We start from the raw sequence: 17,142 nt of genomic DNA on the forward strand, positions 1-17,142 counted from the left end.
GCGTGGCAGGAAGCATCAGTCATGTTCCTGGTCGTTCTCATCCGGATGTTTCTGTTCCTTGCCGCCAGAAGAGAGGCGGCCGGCGCGTCTGGCGGACTCACGAAGCAGAAATTCAATATGGGCATTGACGCTGCGGAATTCATCGGCCGCCCACCGTTCCAGCACCTCGTACAGATGCATGTCAATTCGCAAGGGAAACTGCTTCTTTTTGGCCATATCCCTGTACCAGCATCTGCTCTAGTAGATCGTGCCCGTATTGATGACCGGATGAGCTTCCCGTTCGGATACAATGGCTACCATCAGATTGTTGACCATGGCTGCCTTTCGTTCTTCGTCCAGGTCGATCACGCCGTCTTCCTTGAGCTTGTTGACGGCCATTTGAACCATGCCGACAGCCCCTTCCACGATCTTCTGCCGAGCGGCAATGATCGCGGCTGCCTGCTGTCGCTGCAGCATCGCTCCCGCAATCTCCGTCGCATAGGCCAGATGGGTCAGGCGCGCCTCCAACACCTCAACACCGGCTACTTGCAGCCGCTGCTGCAGTTCGCGGGCCAGTTCCGCCGCGACCTCATCCGCATTGCCGCGCAGTGAGCTGGCATTGATGTCTTCAAACGTATCGTAGGGATAGCTGCTGGCAATGTGTCGGAGTGCCGTTTCGCTTTGGATTTCCACAAATGTCTCGTAATTGTCTACGTCAAACAAGGCTTTGGCGGAATCAACCACGCGAAACACGACGACGGCCGCAATCTCGATCGGATTTCCTTCCACATCGTTGACCTTCAGCTTAGAGCTGTTGAAGTTGCGAACGCGCAGCGACACCTTTTTACGAATCGTAAACGGCGTTCCCCACCAAAAGCCGCTCCGGCGCACGCTGCCCAAGTATTGGCCAAAGAAGATGAGCACCTTTGCTTCATTGGGCTGTACGATGAAGAACCCCGAGATACCCACAGCGACAAGCAGCAGAAAGAGGACGCCGATCAGACTGCCCTCGCTGAGGAAGTACAGTCCCAATGCAAAAAGAACGACTTCCAGCAGCAAACCGATAAACCCATTCAGCGCCCACGTCTGTTTTTCCGTCATTTCCGCACGCTCCTTTTTATAATGATTTTAAAGTGATATCATAAGTATATCATTTAGATATGAGAGATGTAAAGCAGCACATGTCATGAAAATAACGCCACATATGCCGCTGCGCCTGCTATTGGTACAAACAAAAAAGCCGCCCTCCCGGTTTGAAAGGGAGGAACGGCTGTGTCTGCCTGTTTGACTGGACGTGCTTCACATTCGTTCGCACTGCCCGCTTTTGTCTGCACAAAGCGTTTACAATTGGATGCTTTCTCCCGGCTTCAGCGCCTGTCCATCGATCCGTTTTTCCTTCAGCCGGGCGATGAACGCCTCTCCGTCCTGCTGGATCGGCGGGAACGTATTGTAGTGAATGGGCACGACGAACTTGGCCTTGAGCCACTCGGCGGCCGTTTCCGCGTCTTCCGGTCCCATCGTGAAGACATCCCCGATCGGCAGGAAGGCAACGTCGATGTCGTGGCGCTCCCCAAGCAGCTTCATGTCGCCGAACAGGCCGGTATCTCCGGCGTGGTACACGGTCTTGCCGCCGATGTTCACGATGAACCCGCCGGGCATGCCCAGGTAGACGATCCGCTGCTCCTCGTCGTAGACCATGCCTGAGCTGTGGAACGCCTGGGTCATTTTTACGCGGCCAAACGGGAACGCTGCCGACCCGCCCAGATTGAGCGCCATCGTCTTCGCGCCCTGCCAGGCCAGGTAGTTGGCCAGTTCAAAAGTGGCGATAATCGTCGCATCGTTCTGCTTGGCCAGCTCCACGGCGTCGAGGATGTGATCCTGGTGGCCGTGCGTCAGCAGGATGTACTGCACGCGAATGTCGGACAGCGCGGTCGTCGCCAGCGGATTGCCGGAGATGAACGGGTCCACGATGATCGAATGTTCCCCACTCGTCAACTGTACGCAGGAGTGGCCGTGATACCGGATATCCAACATGTGATCTCCCTACCTTCCCTCAACAATGATCTTGCTTTCCCTCTGATGATAGAAGGGAATGAAAGCCATGTCAAATCGCTTACGCGGCATGCGCGTTTTTGTCGCCGATCGCGCTCCTGCTTCGCATCACCAGGCTGACTGCCACCATCACCACGACGTTGACGATCAGCGCGACGATGCCGACGTTCAGATCCTGAATCGCCTGCGGCAAAAAGGGAAACAGGCTGCCGACCGTGGTCTCGCTCAGCGTAATGGCAGCCACCGTGGCCACCCCGGCGATAATGCCGGCCGCTGCCCCGTGTTTGGTCACCACATTGCGCTTCATCAGACTGAACAAGAGAGCGGGAAACAGCTGCGTCACCAGGCTGTACCCCATCAAGAGCAGCGCGACAATTGCACTGCCGCCTTCAAACGTAAAGTAGAGGGAGATGAGCGCCACCACCGGCACCAGGTACTTGGCCAGCTTGGAAATCTGCGCGTCGCTCGCCTGCGGGGCGAACACCTTGTACACGTTTTTCGCCAGCAGCGTGGAGGCGGCCATCAGGATCATCGACCCTGGCACGATGGCGGTCAGCAGGCCCGCTGCCCCGATCACGCCGACAAACCACGGGTCAAACGTCTGGATGGACAGGCGCAGGAGCGACAGGTCGCCGTCCGCCCCCTTCAGACCGGGCACCTGCAGAATGGCGGCAAACCCTACAAAAAACACAAACAGCAGCACCAGCGAGTAGAGCGGCATGATGATCGCATTTTTTCGGAACACCCGCTCGTTTTCCGCCGAGTAGGAGGAACCGAACGTGTGCGGCCACATGTAGAAGCCCAGCACGGTCAGAAGCACCGTGGAGATAAACCAGGAGGGGCTCATGCCGCTCTCCGGCAGGGCGAGAAATCCGGGCATCGCCGCTTCCACCGCTTCAAACATCGGCTGAATGCCGCCGTAGTAGTGGAATGGCAGATAGAGACCGAGAAAGACGACGACAAACAGAATCATGATGTCCTTGAGCATCGCTGTCCAGGCGGAGCCGTGAATGCCCGAGACCATGACGTACAAGGTGACGGCGATGGTCCCGATCCAGATGGCCGCCTGACGGGAGATACTGCCGTACGACGCTTCCGACACGATGATCCCCAGGCCCTGGAGCTGCAGCACCAGATAGGGAATCATCGCCGCCACGCCGACGAGCGAGACCAGGATGCCCAGATACGGGCTGTTGTACTTGCTGACGAAAAAGTCCGACTGGGAGACCAGCTTGTGCTCCTTGGCATAGCGCCAGATGGCGGGGAGCAGCCAGTAGGAGAGAACGTAGGCCAGCGCGCCGTACGCGATGATGTAGAACGTCGGGCCGCCCTTGCTGTAGGCCCAGCCGCTGCCGCCGAGGAATGTAAACGTGGTGTAGATTTCCCCCGCCATCAGGAGAAAGACCAAAATGGTGCCGAAGCCGCGCCCCCCCACTGTCCACTGCTCCAGATTCATGTCCTTGCCTTTGCGCGCCCGGATGCCGAGGTAGAGAGAAAGCGCCAGAAAGGCGAAAATGACCAGCAGCGCGGCGTTCATTTTGCATCCTCCTCCCTGTTCGCCGGGTCCAGTTTGTACACGACTGCCATGATCACCGATGTGAGCACGACCCACATGACGACCCAAAAGAGGAGAAACGGCAGACCGAACACGTATGGGGTGACGCGGTTAACCAGCGGGATGCAGGCGAGAATGCCGATAAACGGCAGCAACGCCAATACATGAATCACCTTCATGGGACCCTTACCTCTCCCTTCCGTTTCTGTTCGAACCTGTGCGATTCAGACTGTGTCAATCTGCGCATGGGTGTTCCCGCCAAGAGGTGCTGCCGCCGCCTGGCGGAGCGGCGGACAAGCAAGCCATCCCCAGGGAACGGTCACATCACGATTTTGCGGGCAGCGTTGACAAACAACTTCACGCCCACCTGCAGCGCATCCTCGTCCACGGTAAAGCGCGGATGGTGATGCGGGTAGATAATGCCTTTCTCCTTGTTGCCGGCACCCACGTAGAAGAAGCAGCCCGGCGCTTTTTGCTGGAAGGCGGAGAAATCCTCGCCGCCCATGTTTGGCTTGATATGCTCCACCCATTGGGGACCCAGCGTCTCCACCACCACTTCCTCCATCAGCCTGGTCACGTCGGCGTCGTTGATGACCGGACGGTAGCCAAACTCGTACTTGAACTCGTACGAGGCGCCGTGCGCTTCCGTAATCCCTTTAACCACCCGCTCCATCAGGGCCGGGACAGACTCGCGCAGTTTCTGGTCGAAGCTGCGCACTGTACCGCAGATGCTGACCGATCCCGGAATTACGTTGTGCATGGTGCCGCCGACAAACTGGGTGACGGAAACGACCAGGTTGTCCAGCGGATCGGTATTGCGGGAGACGATGTGCTGCAGGTTGGTCACCACCTGTGCGGCAATCGCGATGCTGTCGACGGTCTGGTGGGGCAGAGCAGCGTGGCCCCCTTTACCCAGGACCGTGATCCAGAACGTGTCCGGTGCAGCCATCATCGGCCCGGGACAAATGCCGACTTTGCCATACTCCAGCGGCGACCACAAGTGCGTGCCGATCACTACGTCGACGCCGTCCATCACGCCCGCCTGCACCATTTCTTCCGCTCCGCCGGGGTACAGTTCTTCTGCGTGCTGGAACAGAAAACGCACCTCGCCTTTGATCCGGTCTTTCATCCCCGACAAAATCTTGGCTGTCCCAAGCAGCATCGCCGTGTGGCCGTCGTGTCCGCAGGCGTGCATGACGCCCGGATTTTTCGAGGCAAAATCAAACGTGTTTTCTTCGGTAATCGGCAGGGCATCCATGTCCGCCCGCATCGCCAGGACCCGCCCCGGCTGGGAGCCGATCAGCCGTGCCATGACGCTGGTCTTCGTCGGACGATGCACCTCCAGGTTGCCAAACGACAGGAGTGTATCGTATACGAATTGGGCCGTCTGTTCCTCGTGGAAAGACAGCTCCGGATACTGGTGCAGATAGCGCCTCCACGCGATCACCTGCTCCTTGATTTGTTCCACCGCGTCGTTTAACGTCGCTGTTGTCGTCATCATTCATGCCTCCTTGTGATGTGCGCCCCCCTTGCAGACGGCTTGCGCTGGTCAAGGGAGCTCACATTCCGTATTTTTCAATAATTATGTCAATTCACTCGGTGACAGTACGGTTCGGTACAGCGCGTTGGCGCCGTATCCGCATTCCTCTTTGCTGGTATACAGCTGCATGCAGTCGTGGTGTCAGGGCGAGGCCGTCTAGAACCATTGAGCGAAGATGGGATAGTACCAGCCAGCGCCTGGGGACTTATTTGTGTTTGTATTTATATCCTCTGTGTTTAAACGATGGCTGTAAAGGGATTATTTTCCCGTTTCTTTCCGTGTAATAGTATCTTACATCAGGTTCATCTGCAAAAACCACCTCTGCACCGAAGACCGGAAGCTTCCCGAATACGCCATCGATGCGAACGATCAGCTTCTCATCAATATTTCTCTCGGTAATGAGATAGTGGCGTACCTTTTTCTCCAAACTTACCAACGTTCCTTTTACATATATAAATGGAGAAGACAAGAGGAACAGGCCGAGCAATGCGAAAATCACCGTTTTTTGTTCATTTCGTCAGCCCCCAAGAGCAATTCCCGGCCAACCGAACCGAACCAACCCAACCGCCCTTTTCGTCGATCCAAAAGGGATCTCCCTTGATTTTTTGCCGGGCAATCGGTAAAATGTTAGCTCAAAGAGGAAGTACATGGCGATGAGGAAGAAGAGTAGGCATCACAGGAGACTGAAGAGAGCTGATGGCTGGTGCGAATCAGCGTCAACTGGATGTTGAATGGGCTTCCGAGCTCCGGACCGAACCCGCCCGGCGGCAGTAGGCTTCGGCGTGAACGTCCGCACGTTACAACGGACACCGTATCACTGGTACGGAACAAAGCGATTTCAACCACGAGCACGCACATATATGGCACGGTCGTGGATTGAAATAAGAAGGGTGGCACCGCGGTTCATCCGTCCCTGTTATGGGCGGATGGACCTTTTTTATTGATCTTCAACTTCATCGTCACATTTGGAAAGGAGCGAATCCAATAATGAAAACCATCTTTTCCGGCATCCAGCCCAGCGGCATCCTCACCCTGGGCAACTACCTGGGCGCGATGAAGCACTTCGTCCCGCTGCAGGATGAATTCAACTGCTACTTTTGTATCGTCGACCAGCACGCCATCACCGTTCCGCAGGACCCGGCCGCGCTCCGCGAAAACATTCGCCGCCTGGCCGCCCTCTACCTGGCTGTCGGCCTTGACCCTGAGAAAGTGACCCTGTTTATCCAATCGGAGGTACCGGCCCACGCCAAGCTCGGCTGGATCATGCTCTGCACCTCCTACGTGGGCGAACTGGAGCGAATGACCCAATACAAGGACAAATCCCAAGGGCGCGGCGAGTCCATCCCGGCGGGCCTCCTGGCCTATCCGCCGCTGATGGCGGCCGACATTCTCCTGTACGGCACGCATTACGTCCCGGTCGGTGAGGACCAGAAACAACACCTGGAACTGACCCGCGACCTGGCCATCCGCTTCAACAAACGCTACGGCGAGATCTTCACCATCCCGGAAATCCGCGTGGCGGAAGTGGGCGCGCGAATCATGTCGCTGCAGGACGGGACCAAGAAAATGAGCAAATCCGATCCCAACCAGGGCGCGTACATTTCCATGCTTGACGAGCCGGACACAATCGCGAAAAAAATCAAGCGGGCGCAGACCGATTCCGACAACGCCGTCCGCTACGACAAGCAGAACAAGCCGGCCATCTCCAACTTGCTGACCATCTACTCGCTCTGCTCCGGCAAATCTCTGGAGGAGCTGGAAGAGATGTACGCCGGCAAAGGCTACGGCGTCTTTAAAACCGATCTGGCCGAGGTGGTCATCGAGACGCTGAGACCGATCCAGGATCGCTACCACCAGCTGATCGACTCGCCGGAACTGGACGCCATTCTCTCTGCCGGCGCCGAAAAGGCGAACCGCGTTGCCAACCAGATGCTGCACAAAGTGGAAAAGGCCATGGGCATGGCCCGGTTGTAAACAAATTGGATGCGGGGAACACTCCCCTGCCAAAAGGCTGTCTTTCGGGACAGCCTGTTTTTTTATGTTCGTTTTTTCATACCCGAAAGTAGGCTAATGTTCACTTGTAGCTGCTTTTTCCCTTGTAATAAGATGGGAAAAGTGTAAATCCCCCCCGAGCGATAGCAGTTCTTTCGCTTGACAAGTGGCCTGTACGCACCAACTACTCAACGGAGGATCTTGCCATGCAACCAGCTCGTTTTCTCTACCTGTTACTCTGTCTGGCTGCCGGTTTTCTGGTCGGCTTTTCGTCGCCCGACAAGGGGAAAAAAGCAACCTGGATCTGGCAGGCAGAGCTGATCGACACCCAACGCCAAAAAATTCTTGACTTTGCCAAAAACCAAGGGATCAATCTGATCTATCTGCGCATCGACAGGGACAAGCCCTTTGACTACTACCGTCCGTTCATCCGGGAGGCTCAGTTGGCCGGTATCGACGTGCACGCCTTGGGCGGACATCCGCGCTGGGCGCTTACTGTCGACCGGGAGCGAATGCTCGGCCTCGTGGACTGGGTAAAACGATACAACCGCACAGTGGACCAGGTGGAACGCATCCGGGGGGTGCACCTGGACATCGAGCCGTACCTGCTTGACGAGTGGTACGACGATCAACCCGCCGTACTGAAACAATGGATGGGAAACATCGAAGCGTTTGTGACCGCAGCCCGAGAGGAGAACGGTCTGGAAGTGGGCACCGACATGGCCGCCTGGTTCGATCAATTTCCGGTGCCGGGAACAGCCGATATGCCGTTCAGCACATGGATGATCGACACATTTGACCACGTCACCCTGATGGCGTACCGCAACAAGGTGGACGGCTCCAATGGCATCGAAGCGATCGTCAAGAACGAGATGGAGGCGGCGGACGCCCTCGGCAAACAGGTGATCATTGCCGTCAACACAAAAGAGATGCCGCATGAGCCGCACACGACGTTTTTTGGGGTGGGCGCGGAAGAGATGGACGCTCAGCTCGCCGAAGTGACATCGCGGCTGGGCAGACATTCGTCTTTCACCGGCGTCGCGGTTCACGATTACCGCTACTGGCGAAACATGATCAAGCATACGGACTCGACGACGAAGCCGCTGCTCGGCACGTACATATGGCACGCCGAGCACGCGATTACCGAAGGGGACGAGATTCTCGCCTTTTCCAAAGAGCAGGGAATCAATTTGCTGTACGTGCGGCTGGACCTGGAGCAGCCCTACGAGGCGTACGCCGATTTTGTGGAAAAGGCAACGGAAGCTGGAATCGAGGTGCACGCGATGGGCGGACACCCGATCTGGGCCCTGGAGCAGTACCGGGAGCGGATGCTGAAGTTGGTCCGCTACGTGAAAGGCTACAATCAAAATGTCGCTCCCAATCAGAAGTTCCGCGGCATCCATCTGGACATTGAGCCCTACGTCATGCCCGTCTGGCGGGAGGACAGAGACGAGGTGCTGCGGCAGTGGATGAGCAATCTCGACGCGTTCGTGGAAGAGACGAAACGGGATTCCAACTTGGAGACAAGCTGCGACCTGGCCGTCTGGCTGGATCAGTTTGACGTCCCGGACGACCCCGGAACCCCTTTCAGCAAATGGGTAATCGCCCGGCTGGACCATGTGACGCTGATGGCTTTTCGCGACTACGCCGAAGGACCGGGTGGCATCGCCGCCGTGTCCAAGGATGAATTGAGATTTGCCGACGAGTTGAACAAGAAGCTGATCATCGCCGTGGAAATGAAGGAAAGCGGAGAAGGAGAACACATCACGTTCCACGAGGAAGGGAAAGCGGAAATGATGCGTCAGCTCGAAAAACTGCCCAATCTCTTGGCAGAGCACCCGTCGTACAAGGGGAATGCCGTCCACGCATACGAATACTGGAAGACAGCCAAGGACTAAGCGGCTGTCCGCTAACACAGTCACCCCCACCGGAGCTTCCCGGTGGGGGTGACGTTTCTGGCATCCGAAAGGCCCGTATTGCTGTGAACGGGGCTTTGCATCGACCTGCTGACACGAGGATGACGGAAACGTGTTCTCCTCGAAACCGGCCACTTGGTCTGCACACTGAGACCCGTGCGGTGCGCACGTGTCATCTGCCACATAGACATCAGGGCAATGGAATGGGAAGTTCCATCACTCTGCTGCCGTCTTTTGCACTTTCTTCAAACAAAATCAGCGTGAGCGACGTATTGGGATTCTCCTTCTTCACGGAAAGCGTAAAGTGAAACTCTCCCCACTCCGGCGCCCCGGCGGACGCCTGAGTCACCCCCGCCGCCAGTTCATTGTGACCGTCCTCGACGACGTAGTGAACGACGCCCTCAAATACACGCGCTTTTCCTTTTACTTCATACGTATGTTCGTTTGTCGTTTTCACCGTTACGCCTTGAAACCGGTCATTTTCGTATTGTGTTTGTCCGTCATCCGGCTGTGCAGGAACGGCATCGTTTGGCTGGTCGGACGGAGCCGTGGCGGGCGGTTGATCCGATGGTGCCGTAATGGGCTCCCTGCCGGGTTGGGCCTGGTCGTTCGGCTTCTCTTTCGACGCCGTGCAGCCAAGGAGCAGCCCGACCAGCAGGCAGAGCACAAGCAACGCGCGCATGGTATCCCCTCGATTCATGGTGGGCTGTTTACATTTTCTTTATAAGGTTAGACGGCGTCCGCAGCGCATCGTTTCAGGAAAAAATACCCGTTTTGCACCCGCAAGGAAAAGACGGCCGATGCAGTGGCGACTCTTTCGCGGATGACAGCCGTCTGTCAATGGCGTTAGGCCTTCGTCTGAGCCGCCTCCGCTCTCATGCTGGCTCTCATCTCCGCCCGCTTTGCTTCTTTCAGACGCGGACAGGTGTAGCAGTAACGGCCACCCTCCGTGCGGTAGTAGAGACAGCAGGCGCTTTTTATGCTGACGTGCCGCTCGGAATCGCACAGGTCTTCGATCAGCCGCAGCTTCACCCCCAACGGATTTTTCGCTTGGCCGAACACCTGCGGGTCAAGCTGCTCGGTCAAAAAACGGAAGTCGTCAGCGATCCGGCGGCGCAACAGCTCATGCTCCGCCGCCTTGAGCCATTCGTTCCGTTCGTAATGATATCGGGCCGGAAGCTGTCCCCATAATTGGCCGACATGCACCCCGGATGCAGCAGCAACAGCCTCCAAAAGCGGCCTGAGCGTGTTTCCATACACATCTTGAAGCACACTGCTGCGCCACTCTGTTCTCGCTGCCTCATCGGCCGGCCCGTCTTCCTCCGCCCAGCGGTTGAGCATGAACGAGAACCGGTAATAGCCGTCCTGGTTGTACAACTGCACGCTAAGGTTGTTCAGCGACAGGTCAAACGTCTTGTTCCAGACGGACATCGCGTACTGGACGGCCAGGGCCGGTCCGCTCAGCCACCCGCTGAAAAAGGTGGCGGCAGGAGCCAGATCCGCTGCTTTGAGCAGTCGGGCGTACACACTGATCAGGCTGGACATTTGTGCTGTTTCCAACAGTTCGGACGCGGGGCCGGACCAGACAGCATTGTCCATCTCGCGTCTGCTGACAAAAAAGTGCCGTTCCAGTTTGTCACAGTCACTTTGCTGCATGCTCATCATCTCCGGTTCAGGCATATTTTCTGCTCAATAATTGATAGTGATAATTGTTATCATATTCATGGGTATTGTACTACATGCTGCTGGGCCCTACAACAGTCGAATATGCACGATGGGCAGACGCACTTTGACCGATGCTATTCGGAAAAACCGGTCTTGCTGTGCGGCGAGTACGTCGTGCCATCACCGGAAGCAAAAAAACCGCTCCGTTTTCGGGCGGTTTTGCTTGCTATTTCGCATCAGTATGGATTGTCAGCCGCTCCCAACCAACAGAGGCGGCCATCGGCTGTGTCACCTGTTTCTGGCGTACAGCCAGTTGTAATAGCTGGCATGCTTCAGCTCATCGGTCATGATTTCAAACACGGTATCCCGATACTGCAGCAGCATGTATTTATAGATCGTGCGGTAACGTTCGAACGTTTTCAATTCGCCAAACAGGGCCTGCTCAATCCCGTCCAGATAGCTCACCGGAGGCTGCAGCGCCTCGATCTCATAGTGTGCCGCAGGACGCTGTCCGGTCAACTGGCCGTAGATCTGGAGAAACAGCCGGCGGTGTCTCCGCTCGTCATCGCGGATGCCGGCAATCACCTGTTTTTCCTGCTCGGTCGGTGCTTGCTCGATCAGAAAGTCGTATAACAGCTCATCCCGCCGCTCTCCCGCAATGCCTTCCTGCAACATCCGGAGGACGACCTTCATCCGCTCATCGTACCCCTCCAGCGCGGCGAGCCGCACGGGCAAGTAAGAAGTGTACTGAAAAGGTCCATACCAGTATCCGCTCATCTCGATCTGGTCTCCTTTGTCGTGATTCACCTACAAGATATGCGCCCGCCTGGCAAGAGGAGCATGGAAATTGCCGAACACGGCAAAAGCAGGTTGTCACGACGAACAGCCGCCCCGCGCACAGCTGGCGAAAGACGGCTGTCGACGAAAAGAGACGTGCGGATTGGCCTGTCACACGATTCGCCGCGGCTGGCGGATTGCACTACGCTACAAAGGGCAGCACCATGTTCAGCAGGAACAGCCCAGCGATCACGTAGAGCAGCGCCGGCACCTCCCGGCGTTTGCCAAGGGCGAGCTTCAGCAGCGGATAGGCGACGAAGCCAAAGGCGATCCCGTCCACGATGCTGTAGGACAGCGGAATCAGGGCGATGATCAGGAAGGATGGAAAACCTTCCGTGAAATCACGCAGGTTGATGTTCTGCACGTGTTGCAGCATCAGCCCGCCGATGATGATCAACACCGGCGCAATCGCGCTGTCGGGAATCAGCTTGACCAGCGGCAGGAACACCAGCGTCAGCAGGAAGAGCACGCCGGTGACCAGCGAGGTAAGGCCGGTTCTCCCTCCGGCGGCAATACTGGCGGCCGATTCCACCGAAGCCACCGTGGGGCTGGTGCCCAGCATGCCGCTCAGGGCGGTGGACACGGCAGTCGCCTGCAGGGAGCGTTGAAACTTCTGCGGCTGGCCCAGCATGCCGGTATGGCCGTGCAGCAGGCCGATATTTTCAAAGACGATCACCATCGCCATCGAAAACACAGCGGCCCAGAACGTCAGCGTCCACACCCCGGAGAAGGACAAGCCGGCGAACACCCGGCCGTATTCGTGCAGCGACAAGGAGGCCAGTCCGCCTGTTTCCGGCTGTACCAACCCCGCCAGCATCCCCATCACCGTCCCGGCAGCAATCCCAATCAGAAAGTTTCCCGGCACGTTTCGGATGAACAAAACCAGCGTCAGGACAAGTGTCGCCAGCGTGACGATCACCTGCGGGCTGGCCAAATTGCCCAAGGCGACAAACGTGGAGGGATTGGTGACGATCAAGCCCCCTTTCTGCAGCCCGATAAAGGTGAGAAACAAGCCGATCCCCACCGTGATCGCCTCTTTGAGAGAGACGGGGATCGCCTCCGACAGCAGAGTCGCCGCCCGTGTGAAAGCGATGATGGAAAACAGGAGCCCGGCGAGGAAGACGGCGGCCAGCGCCTGCTGCCAGGGCAGTCCCATCGTCTGGCACAGCGTATAGGTAAACAGCGCGTTGATGCCCATTCCCGGCACCAGAATCATCGGTGCGTTGGCCCAGAACGCCATCAGCAGCGAACCGGCAAACGCAGTCAGCACCGTCGCCAGGATACCGGCTTCCAGAGGAATCCCGGCGTCCTGCAAGATCGAAGCGTTGACGGCGACGATATAGACGATTGTGACAAAGCCGATGCATCCGGCCGTGATTTCCCGTTGGACGGTCGTGTCAAAAGCACGCAAACGAAAGATGTGATCCAACCATGTACGCATTTTACATGTCCCTTCTTTTTTTCGCTTGCTTCTCATGTTTTGTTGCCGAGACATATGCTATCATAGCTCGTATGATATGAAAAATATTGATTCAATCTCATATCCATATGAAAACAATATGGAAGAAACGGAGGCTTGCGCGGTGGACATTCGTCAGTTGCGCTATTTTATCGCCATTGCCGAAGAAGGGCAGATTACCGGGGCCGCCAAGCGATTGCGCATGGCCCAGCCGCCCCTCAGCCAGCAGTTGAAGCAAATGGAAGAAGAACTGGGCGTCGCGCTGGTGGAACGTGTGGGAAAACGAATCGAGCTGACGGAGGCGGGCGTCACACTCTACCGGCAGGCGCTCAACATCGTGCACCAGATGGAGGAAGCGATCGCAGAGGTACAGGAAACCGGGGCCGGCATCCGCGGCACGCTGTCAATCGGCGTAAGCGCTCTCTCCTCCTACGGGCTGCCGGAACAAATCCGCCGGTTTCAGCAGCAGTATCCGCTGATCATCTACAAGGTGTGGAAAGGAGATACGCAGTTGCTGAGCCAGTGGCTGGAGCGGCGGACGATCGAAGTCGCCATCGTCCGCCTGCCTCATTCGCTGTCCGGCTGCACCACCATCCCGCTGGACGAGGAGCCGTTCGTGCTGATCGTTCCCGACTCCTCCCCGCTGGCCGGCACCGGCCGGATCCACATGCGGGACATCGCCGATCATCCGCTGATCATGCCCAGCGCGCCGGGGCTGGGTATCTACGAGATGCTGGTCCGGGAGTTTTCCCGACTGGGCGTAAATCCACACGTCATCTGTGAATGTCCTGACATCTCGCTGATCGTCAGCATGGTGAGAGCCGGAGTGGCAGCGTCGATCGTGCCCCGCTCCGCCTGGGAGACCCAGGCCAGCGATACGCTTGACTGTCTGGAGATTACCGGCACCTCCATTTCCTCCTCCGCTGCCGTCGTCTGGCAGACCGGCCGCCATCTGTCCAAGGCAGCCCGCCGATTCATCCGGATGTTTGCCCCCACAGCCGACGTGTAGGCCGCGTCATGCACAGACCACAAAAAAACATCCCCCACGCGCAGTGGGGGATGGCGCACGGTGCTTCCTGTTTCCAGAATAGCACCGCCTGATATCTCAGATAATCAGGGACAAGCCCATAATAAGGATGATGGCCGTGACAGACAGGATGGTTTCCATGACTGTCCAGGACTTCAACGTATCCTGAACGCTCATGTTGAAGTATTCCTTGATCAGCCAGAAACCGGAATCGTTTACGTGAGACAGGATGAGCGATCCCGCGCCGGTGGCCAGCACCAGCAGCTCCGGACTGACTCCGGGCATTTGCTGCGCAATCGGGGCGACAATGCCCGCAGCGGTCATCATGGACACCGTCGCCGAACCGGTGGCAACGCGGATCAGCGCCGCGATCAGCCATCCGAGGAAGATCGGGGAGATGGCCGACGCCGTGGCCAGATCGGCAATGTAATCGCCCACTCCGCTGTTGAGCAGCACTTTGTTGAACGCGCCGCCTGCCCCGATCACCAGCAGAATGGTGGCCGTCGGTGCCAGGCAGTCGTTGGTGAACTTCAGTATGTCATCCTTGTTAAATCCGCGGGCAAAGCCCAGCGTCCAGAACGAGATCACGGTTGCAATCAGCAGGGACGTGATCGGGTTGCCGATGAAGTCAGCCCACACGCGCACCGCGTGTTCCTTCGGCAGCGTAACGTCTGCGATGGTCGCCCCCAGCATCAGGATGACCGGAAGCAAAATCGTAAAAACGGTAATGCCAAACCCGGGAAGTTCGCGGTCCTGCTTCGGTTCCGCCAACTGTGCCGCCAGCTCCGAGGAGATGCTGGTCTTGATCCGTTTGCTGATCCAGCTTCCGTAGAGAGGCCCGGCGACGATCGCCGACGGGAGGCCAACCAGAATGGAGTACACAATCGTTTTGCCCACGTCCGCTTGAAAAATATCGACGGCCGCCATCGCCGCCGGATGGGGCGGAACAATCCCGTGCACGATGGACAGCCCGGCAATCAGCGGGATGCCAATCTTCAGCAGGGACATGCCCGTTTGACGGGCGATGGTGAAGACAAGCGGAATCAGCAGCACAAAGCCTACCTGGAAGAAAACAGGAATCCCAACGATGAACGCCACGAACATCATCGCCCAGTGGACGTTCTTTTCGCCAAACAGGTTGATCAGCGTACGGGCGATCCGCTCTGCACCGCCGGACTCCGCCATCATTTTCCCCAGCATGGTTCCCAGTGCGAGTACGATAGCGATAAATCCAAGCGTGCCGCCCATCCCTTCCTTGATGGAATCGACGATTTTGTCGAGCGGCATCCCCGAAGCGATCCCGACAAAGCCGGAAACGATCAACAGGGTAATGAACGGGTTTACCTTGAATCGAGTGATCAGAATAAGCAGGATGAGAATAGCCAGCAAGGTGATGACCAACGGCATCATGACCCCTCCTTTTTATCGAGTGTTAAGCGATGCTCTCGACCGTTGTTGAAAGTCGGCGATGAGCTTGTATTCCTCAAGCAGGTTGAGATAAACCCGCTCGTAAATGTAAAACAACTCCAGATAGGTGCCGGAGCGCTCCAGATCCGGCTCGTGGCGGTGAACAATGCGCAGCAGATCGTTTACCTCGGACAGGTCGCGGATGGCACCGACAGCATGCATCGCCAGCACGGCCGCCCCCAGACTGGAACTTTCATGGGTTCCCGGAATCAATACCTCATACCCAAACATGTCCGCCATGATTTGCCGCCACTCCTTGGAGCGGGCAAAGCCGCCGGACGCGCGAATCTCCCGCGCACCTCCGGCCAAGTCGCGAAGGGCAATCCCCACGCTGTACACGCTGAACAAAATCCCTTCCAGCACGGCGCGGATAAAGTGCTGCCGCTTGTGGTGCAGGCCGATGCCGAAAAACGACCCGCGCGCCTGCGGATTCCACCAGGGCGCCCGCTCCCCGGACAAAAACGGCAGGAACAGCAGGCCTTCCGCTCCGGCCGGTACGTCCTTGGCCGCCTGAATCATCACGTCGTACGGATCGACGCCCAATTCCTTGGCCTTTTCCACTTCGGGCCAGCTAAACTCATCGCGGAACCAGCGCAGCATCAATCCCCCGTTGTTGGTCGGACCGCCGATTACCCAGTGCTTGTCCGTCAAGACGTAACAAAACGTTCGTCCCTTCTGATCTGTAATCGGCTCCGGCACAACGGTCCGCACAGCGCCGCTCGTGCCGATGGTGATCGCCACCTGACCCGGCTCGATCGCGCCGACGCCCAGGTTGGCCAGCACCCCGTCACTTGCCCCTACCACAAACGGCGTATCGGGATCGATGCCGATTTCGTCCGCGTAGCGCTTGTCCAGGCCGCGCAGCACGTGTGTGGTCGGAACAGGCTCGCTCAACTGCTGCGCAGAGATGCCGGCGACATGCAGCGCCTCCTCGTCCCAGTCAAGCCGCTTCAGATTGAACAGCCCCGTGGCCGACGCGATGGAATAATCGACCACGTATTGGCCAAAGAGCCGATAAATCACGTACTCCTTGATCGAGAGAAACTTGGCCGCCTTGCGGAACGTATCGGGGTCCTTCTCCCTCATCCAGATCAGTTTGGTCAGCGGAGACATCGGATGGATCGGCGTCCCGGTGGCCAGGTATATCCGGTGACCGGTGCCGTCCTGTTTCAAGCGCTCTGTCTGCTCCACACTGCGGTTGTCCGCCCAGATGATGACATTGGTCAGCGGATTGCCGCTGTCGTCTACGGCGATCAGGCTGTGCATGGCCGTGCTGAACCCGATGCCGGCGATGTCCGACTGTTTTGCCCCGGCCTGGGCAATCGCCTGGCGGAGTGCCTGAATGACCGCGTTAAAAATCGCGTCCGGCTCCTGTTCCGCCCAAGAAGGCTGCGGAACGAGCAGGGGATAATCGACATTCCCCGTTCCCTTGATCGAACCGGAGCGTGTGAACACAATCGCCTTTGTGCTGGTGGTGCCGATGTCCAGTCCGATAAAATACGTCTCGTTCATTATCGTCTCACCCTTCATGTGTATCCGCTTTCAAGATGTCAAGGTGATTATATCGAAATTTTTTTCTTTTGTTAATACATGAGAAAAAAATTTGTTTCAAAAAGTGCTCGTGATGTGCTCCGCAACCAGTATTATTTCCAA

At 57.3% G+C, this 17,142-nt stretch carries 16 protein-coding genes and 1 other annotated feature; of the genes, 3 read left to right on the forward strand and 13 right to left on the reverse strand.

Annotated elements, in window-relative coordinates:
* Positions 1–15: 15 nt before the first annotated feature.
* The 7 genes from KDN35_RS05230 to KDN35_RS05260 all read right to left on the reverse strand — a co-directional run bounded on the left by KDN35_RS05230 (position 16) and on the right by KDN35_RS05260 (position 5,625).
* Positions 16–216 carry a type II toxin-antitoxin system antitoxin gene (locus KDN35_RS05230; protein ID WP_171565782.1) on the reverse strand — a complete coding sequence of 67 codons (201 nt, stop codon included), beginning with the start codon at positions 214–216 and terminating at the stop codon, positions 16–18.
* Positions 217–237: 21 nt separating this feature from the next.
* On the reverse strand, positions 238–1,080 hold the full coding sequence (locus KDN35_RS05235; protein WP_171565783.1) for an SPFH domain-containing protein: 843 nt from the start codon (positions 1,078–1,080) through the stop codon (positions 238–240).
* Between the two features lie 240 nt (positions 1,081–1,320).
* Complete coding sequence (locus KDN35_RS05240; RefSeq protein WP_171565784.1) at positions 1,321–2,013, reverse strand: metal-dependent hydrolase; 693 nt, start codon at positions 2,011–2,013, stop codon at positions 1,321–1,323.
* A gap of 79 nt (positions 2,014–2,092) precedes the next feature.
* Positions 2,093–3,568 carry a sodium:solute symporter family protein gene (locus tag KDN35_RS05245; protein ID WP_171565785.1) on the reverse strand — a complete coding sequence of 492 codons (1,476 nt, stop codon included), beginning with the start codon at positions 3,566–3,568 and terminating at the stop codon, positions 2,093–2,095.
* On the reverse strand, positions 3,565–3,765 hold the full coding sequence (locus tag KDN35_RS05250) for a DUF3311 domain-containing protein (protein ID WP_171565786.1): 201 nt from the start codon (positions 3,763–3,765) through the stop codon (positions 3,565–3,567). The genes KDN35_RS05245 and KDN35_RS05250 overlap by 4 nt, the downstream gene beginning before the upstream one ends.
* Before the next feature lie 140 nt (positions 3,766–3,905).
* Complete coding sequence (locus KDN35_RS05255) at positions 3,906–5,084, reverse strand: M20 family metallopeptidase (RefSeq protein WP_171565787.1); 1,179 nt, start codon at positions 5,082–5,084, stop codon at positions 3,906–3,908.
* Between the two features lie 247 nt (positions 5,085–5,331).
* Complete coding sequence (locus KDN35_RS05260; protein ID WP_171565788.1) at positions 5,332–5,625, reverse strand: DUF3139 domain-containing protein; 294 nt, start codon at positions 5,623–5,625, stop codon at positions 5,332–5,334.
* A gap of 145 nt (positions 5,626–5,770) precedes the next feature.
* Positions 5,771–6,044: a binding site (T-box leader), on the forward strand.
* 69 nt (positions 6,045–6,113) lie between these two features.
* On the opposite strand from KDN35_RS05260, the gene trpS reads away from it, so the two are divergent.
* On the forward strand, positions 6,114–7,100 hold the full coding sequence (gene trpS / locus KDN35_RS05265) for a tryptophan--tRNA ligase (RefSeq protein WP_171565789.1): 987 nt from the start codon (positions 6,114–6,116) through the stop codon (positions 7,098–7,100).
* 224 nt (positions 7,101–7,324) lie between these two features.
* Complete coding sequence (locus tag KDN35_RS05270; RefSeq protein WP_171565790.1) at positions 7,325–9,016, forward strand: hypothetical protein; 1,692 nt, start codon at positions 7,325–7,327, stop codon at positions 9,014–9,016.
* A gap of 208 nt (positions 9,017–9,224) precedes the next feature.
* Here the strand turns inward: KDN35_RS05270 and KDN35_RS05275 are convergent, their stop codons facing one another.
* The 4 genes from KDN35_RS05275 to KDN35_RS05290 form a co-directional block, all read right to left on the reverse strand.
* A complete protein-coding gene (locus KDN35_RS05275) occupies positions 9,225–9,734 on the reverse strand; it encodes a Gmad2 immunoglobulin-like domain-containing protein (RefSeq protein WP_249178934.1) in 510 nt (169 codons plus the stop codon).
* A 146-nt stretch (positions 9,735–9,880) separates the two neighbouring features.
* Positions 9,881–10,696: a (2Fe-2S)-binding protein gene (locus KDN35_RS05280; protein ID WP_212132300.1), complete on the reverse strand. Its 816-nt coding sequence runs from the start codon at positions 10,694–10,696 to the stop codon at positions 9,881–9,883.
* 291 nt (positions 10,697–10,987) lie between these two features.
* Positions 10,988–11,506, reverse strand: coding sequence for a ferritin-like domain-containing protein (locus KDN35_RS05285; RefSeq protein ID WP_311837793.1), 519 nt, complete (start codon positions 11,504–11,506; stop codon positions 10,988–10,990).
* A gap of 172 nt (positions 11,507–11,678) precedes the next feature.
* Positions 11,679–12,977 carry an NCS2 family permease gene (locus tag KDN35_RS05290; RefSeq protein ID WP_212132301.1) on the reverse strand — a complete coding sequence of 433 codons (1,299 nt, stop codon included), beginning with the start codon at positions 12,975–12,977 and terminating at the stop codon, positions 11,679–11,681.
* Positions 12,978–13,119: 142 nt separating this feature from the next.
* Between KDN35_RS05290 and KDN35_RS05295 the strand changes: the two genes are divergently transcribed.
* Positions 13,120–14,004, forward strand: a complete 885-nt coding sequence (locus tag KDN35_RS05295) for a LysR family transcriptional regulator (protein WP_171565794.1) — start codon at positions 13,120–13,122, stop codon at positions 14,002–14,004.
* Between the two features lie 96 nt (positions 14,005–14,100).
* Here KDN35_RS05295 and KDN35_RS05300 read toward each other — a convergent pair whose 3' ends face one another.
* Both KDN35_RS05300 and gntK read right to left on the reverse strand, forming a co-directional pair.
* Entirely contained in the window at positions 14,101–15,429 is a 1,329-nt protein-coding gene (locus KDN35_RS05300; RefSeq protein ID WP_212132302.1) for a GntP family permease, read from the reverse strand.
* Between the two features lie 15 nt (positions 15,430–15,444).
* Positions 15,445–17,001 carry a gluconokinase gene (gene gntK / locus KDN35_RS05305; protein WP_171565796.1) on the reverse strand — a complete coding sequence of 519 codons (1,557 nt, stop codon included), beginning with the start codon at positions 16,999–17,001 and terminating at the stop codon, positions 15,445–15,447.
* Between the last annotated feature and the right edge of the window lie 141 nt (positions 17,002–17,142).

Source organism: Brevibacillus sp. NL20B1, from assembly GCF_018195675.1.
GTDB classification, from domain to species: Bacteria; Bacillota; Bacilli; order Brevibacillales; family Brevibacillaceae; genus Brevibacillus; species Brevibacillus aydinogluensis.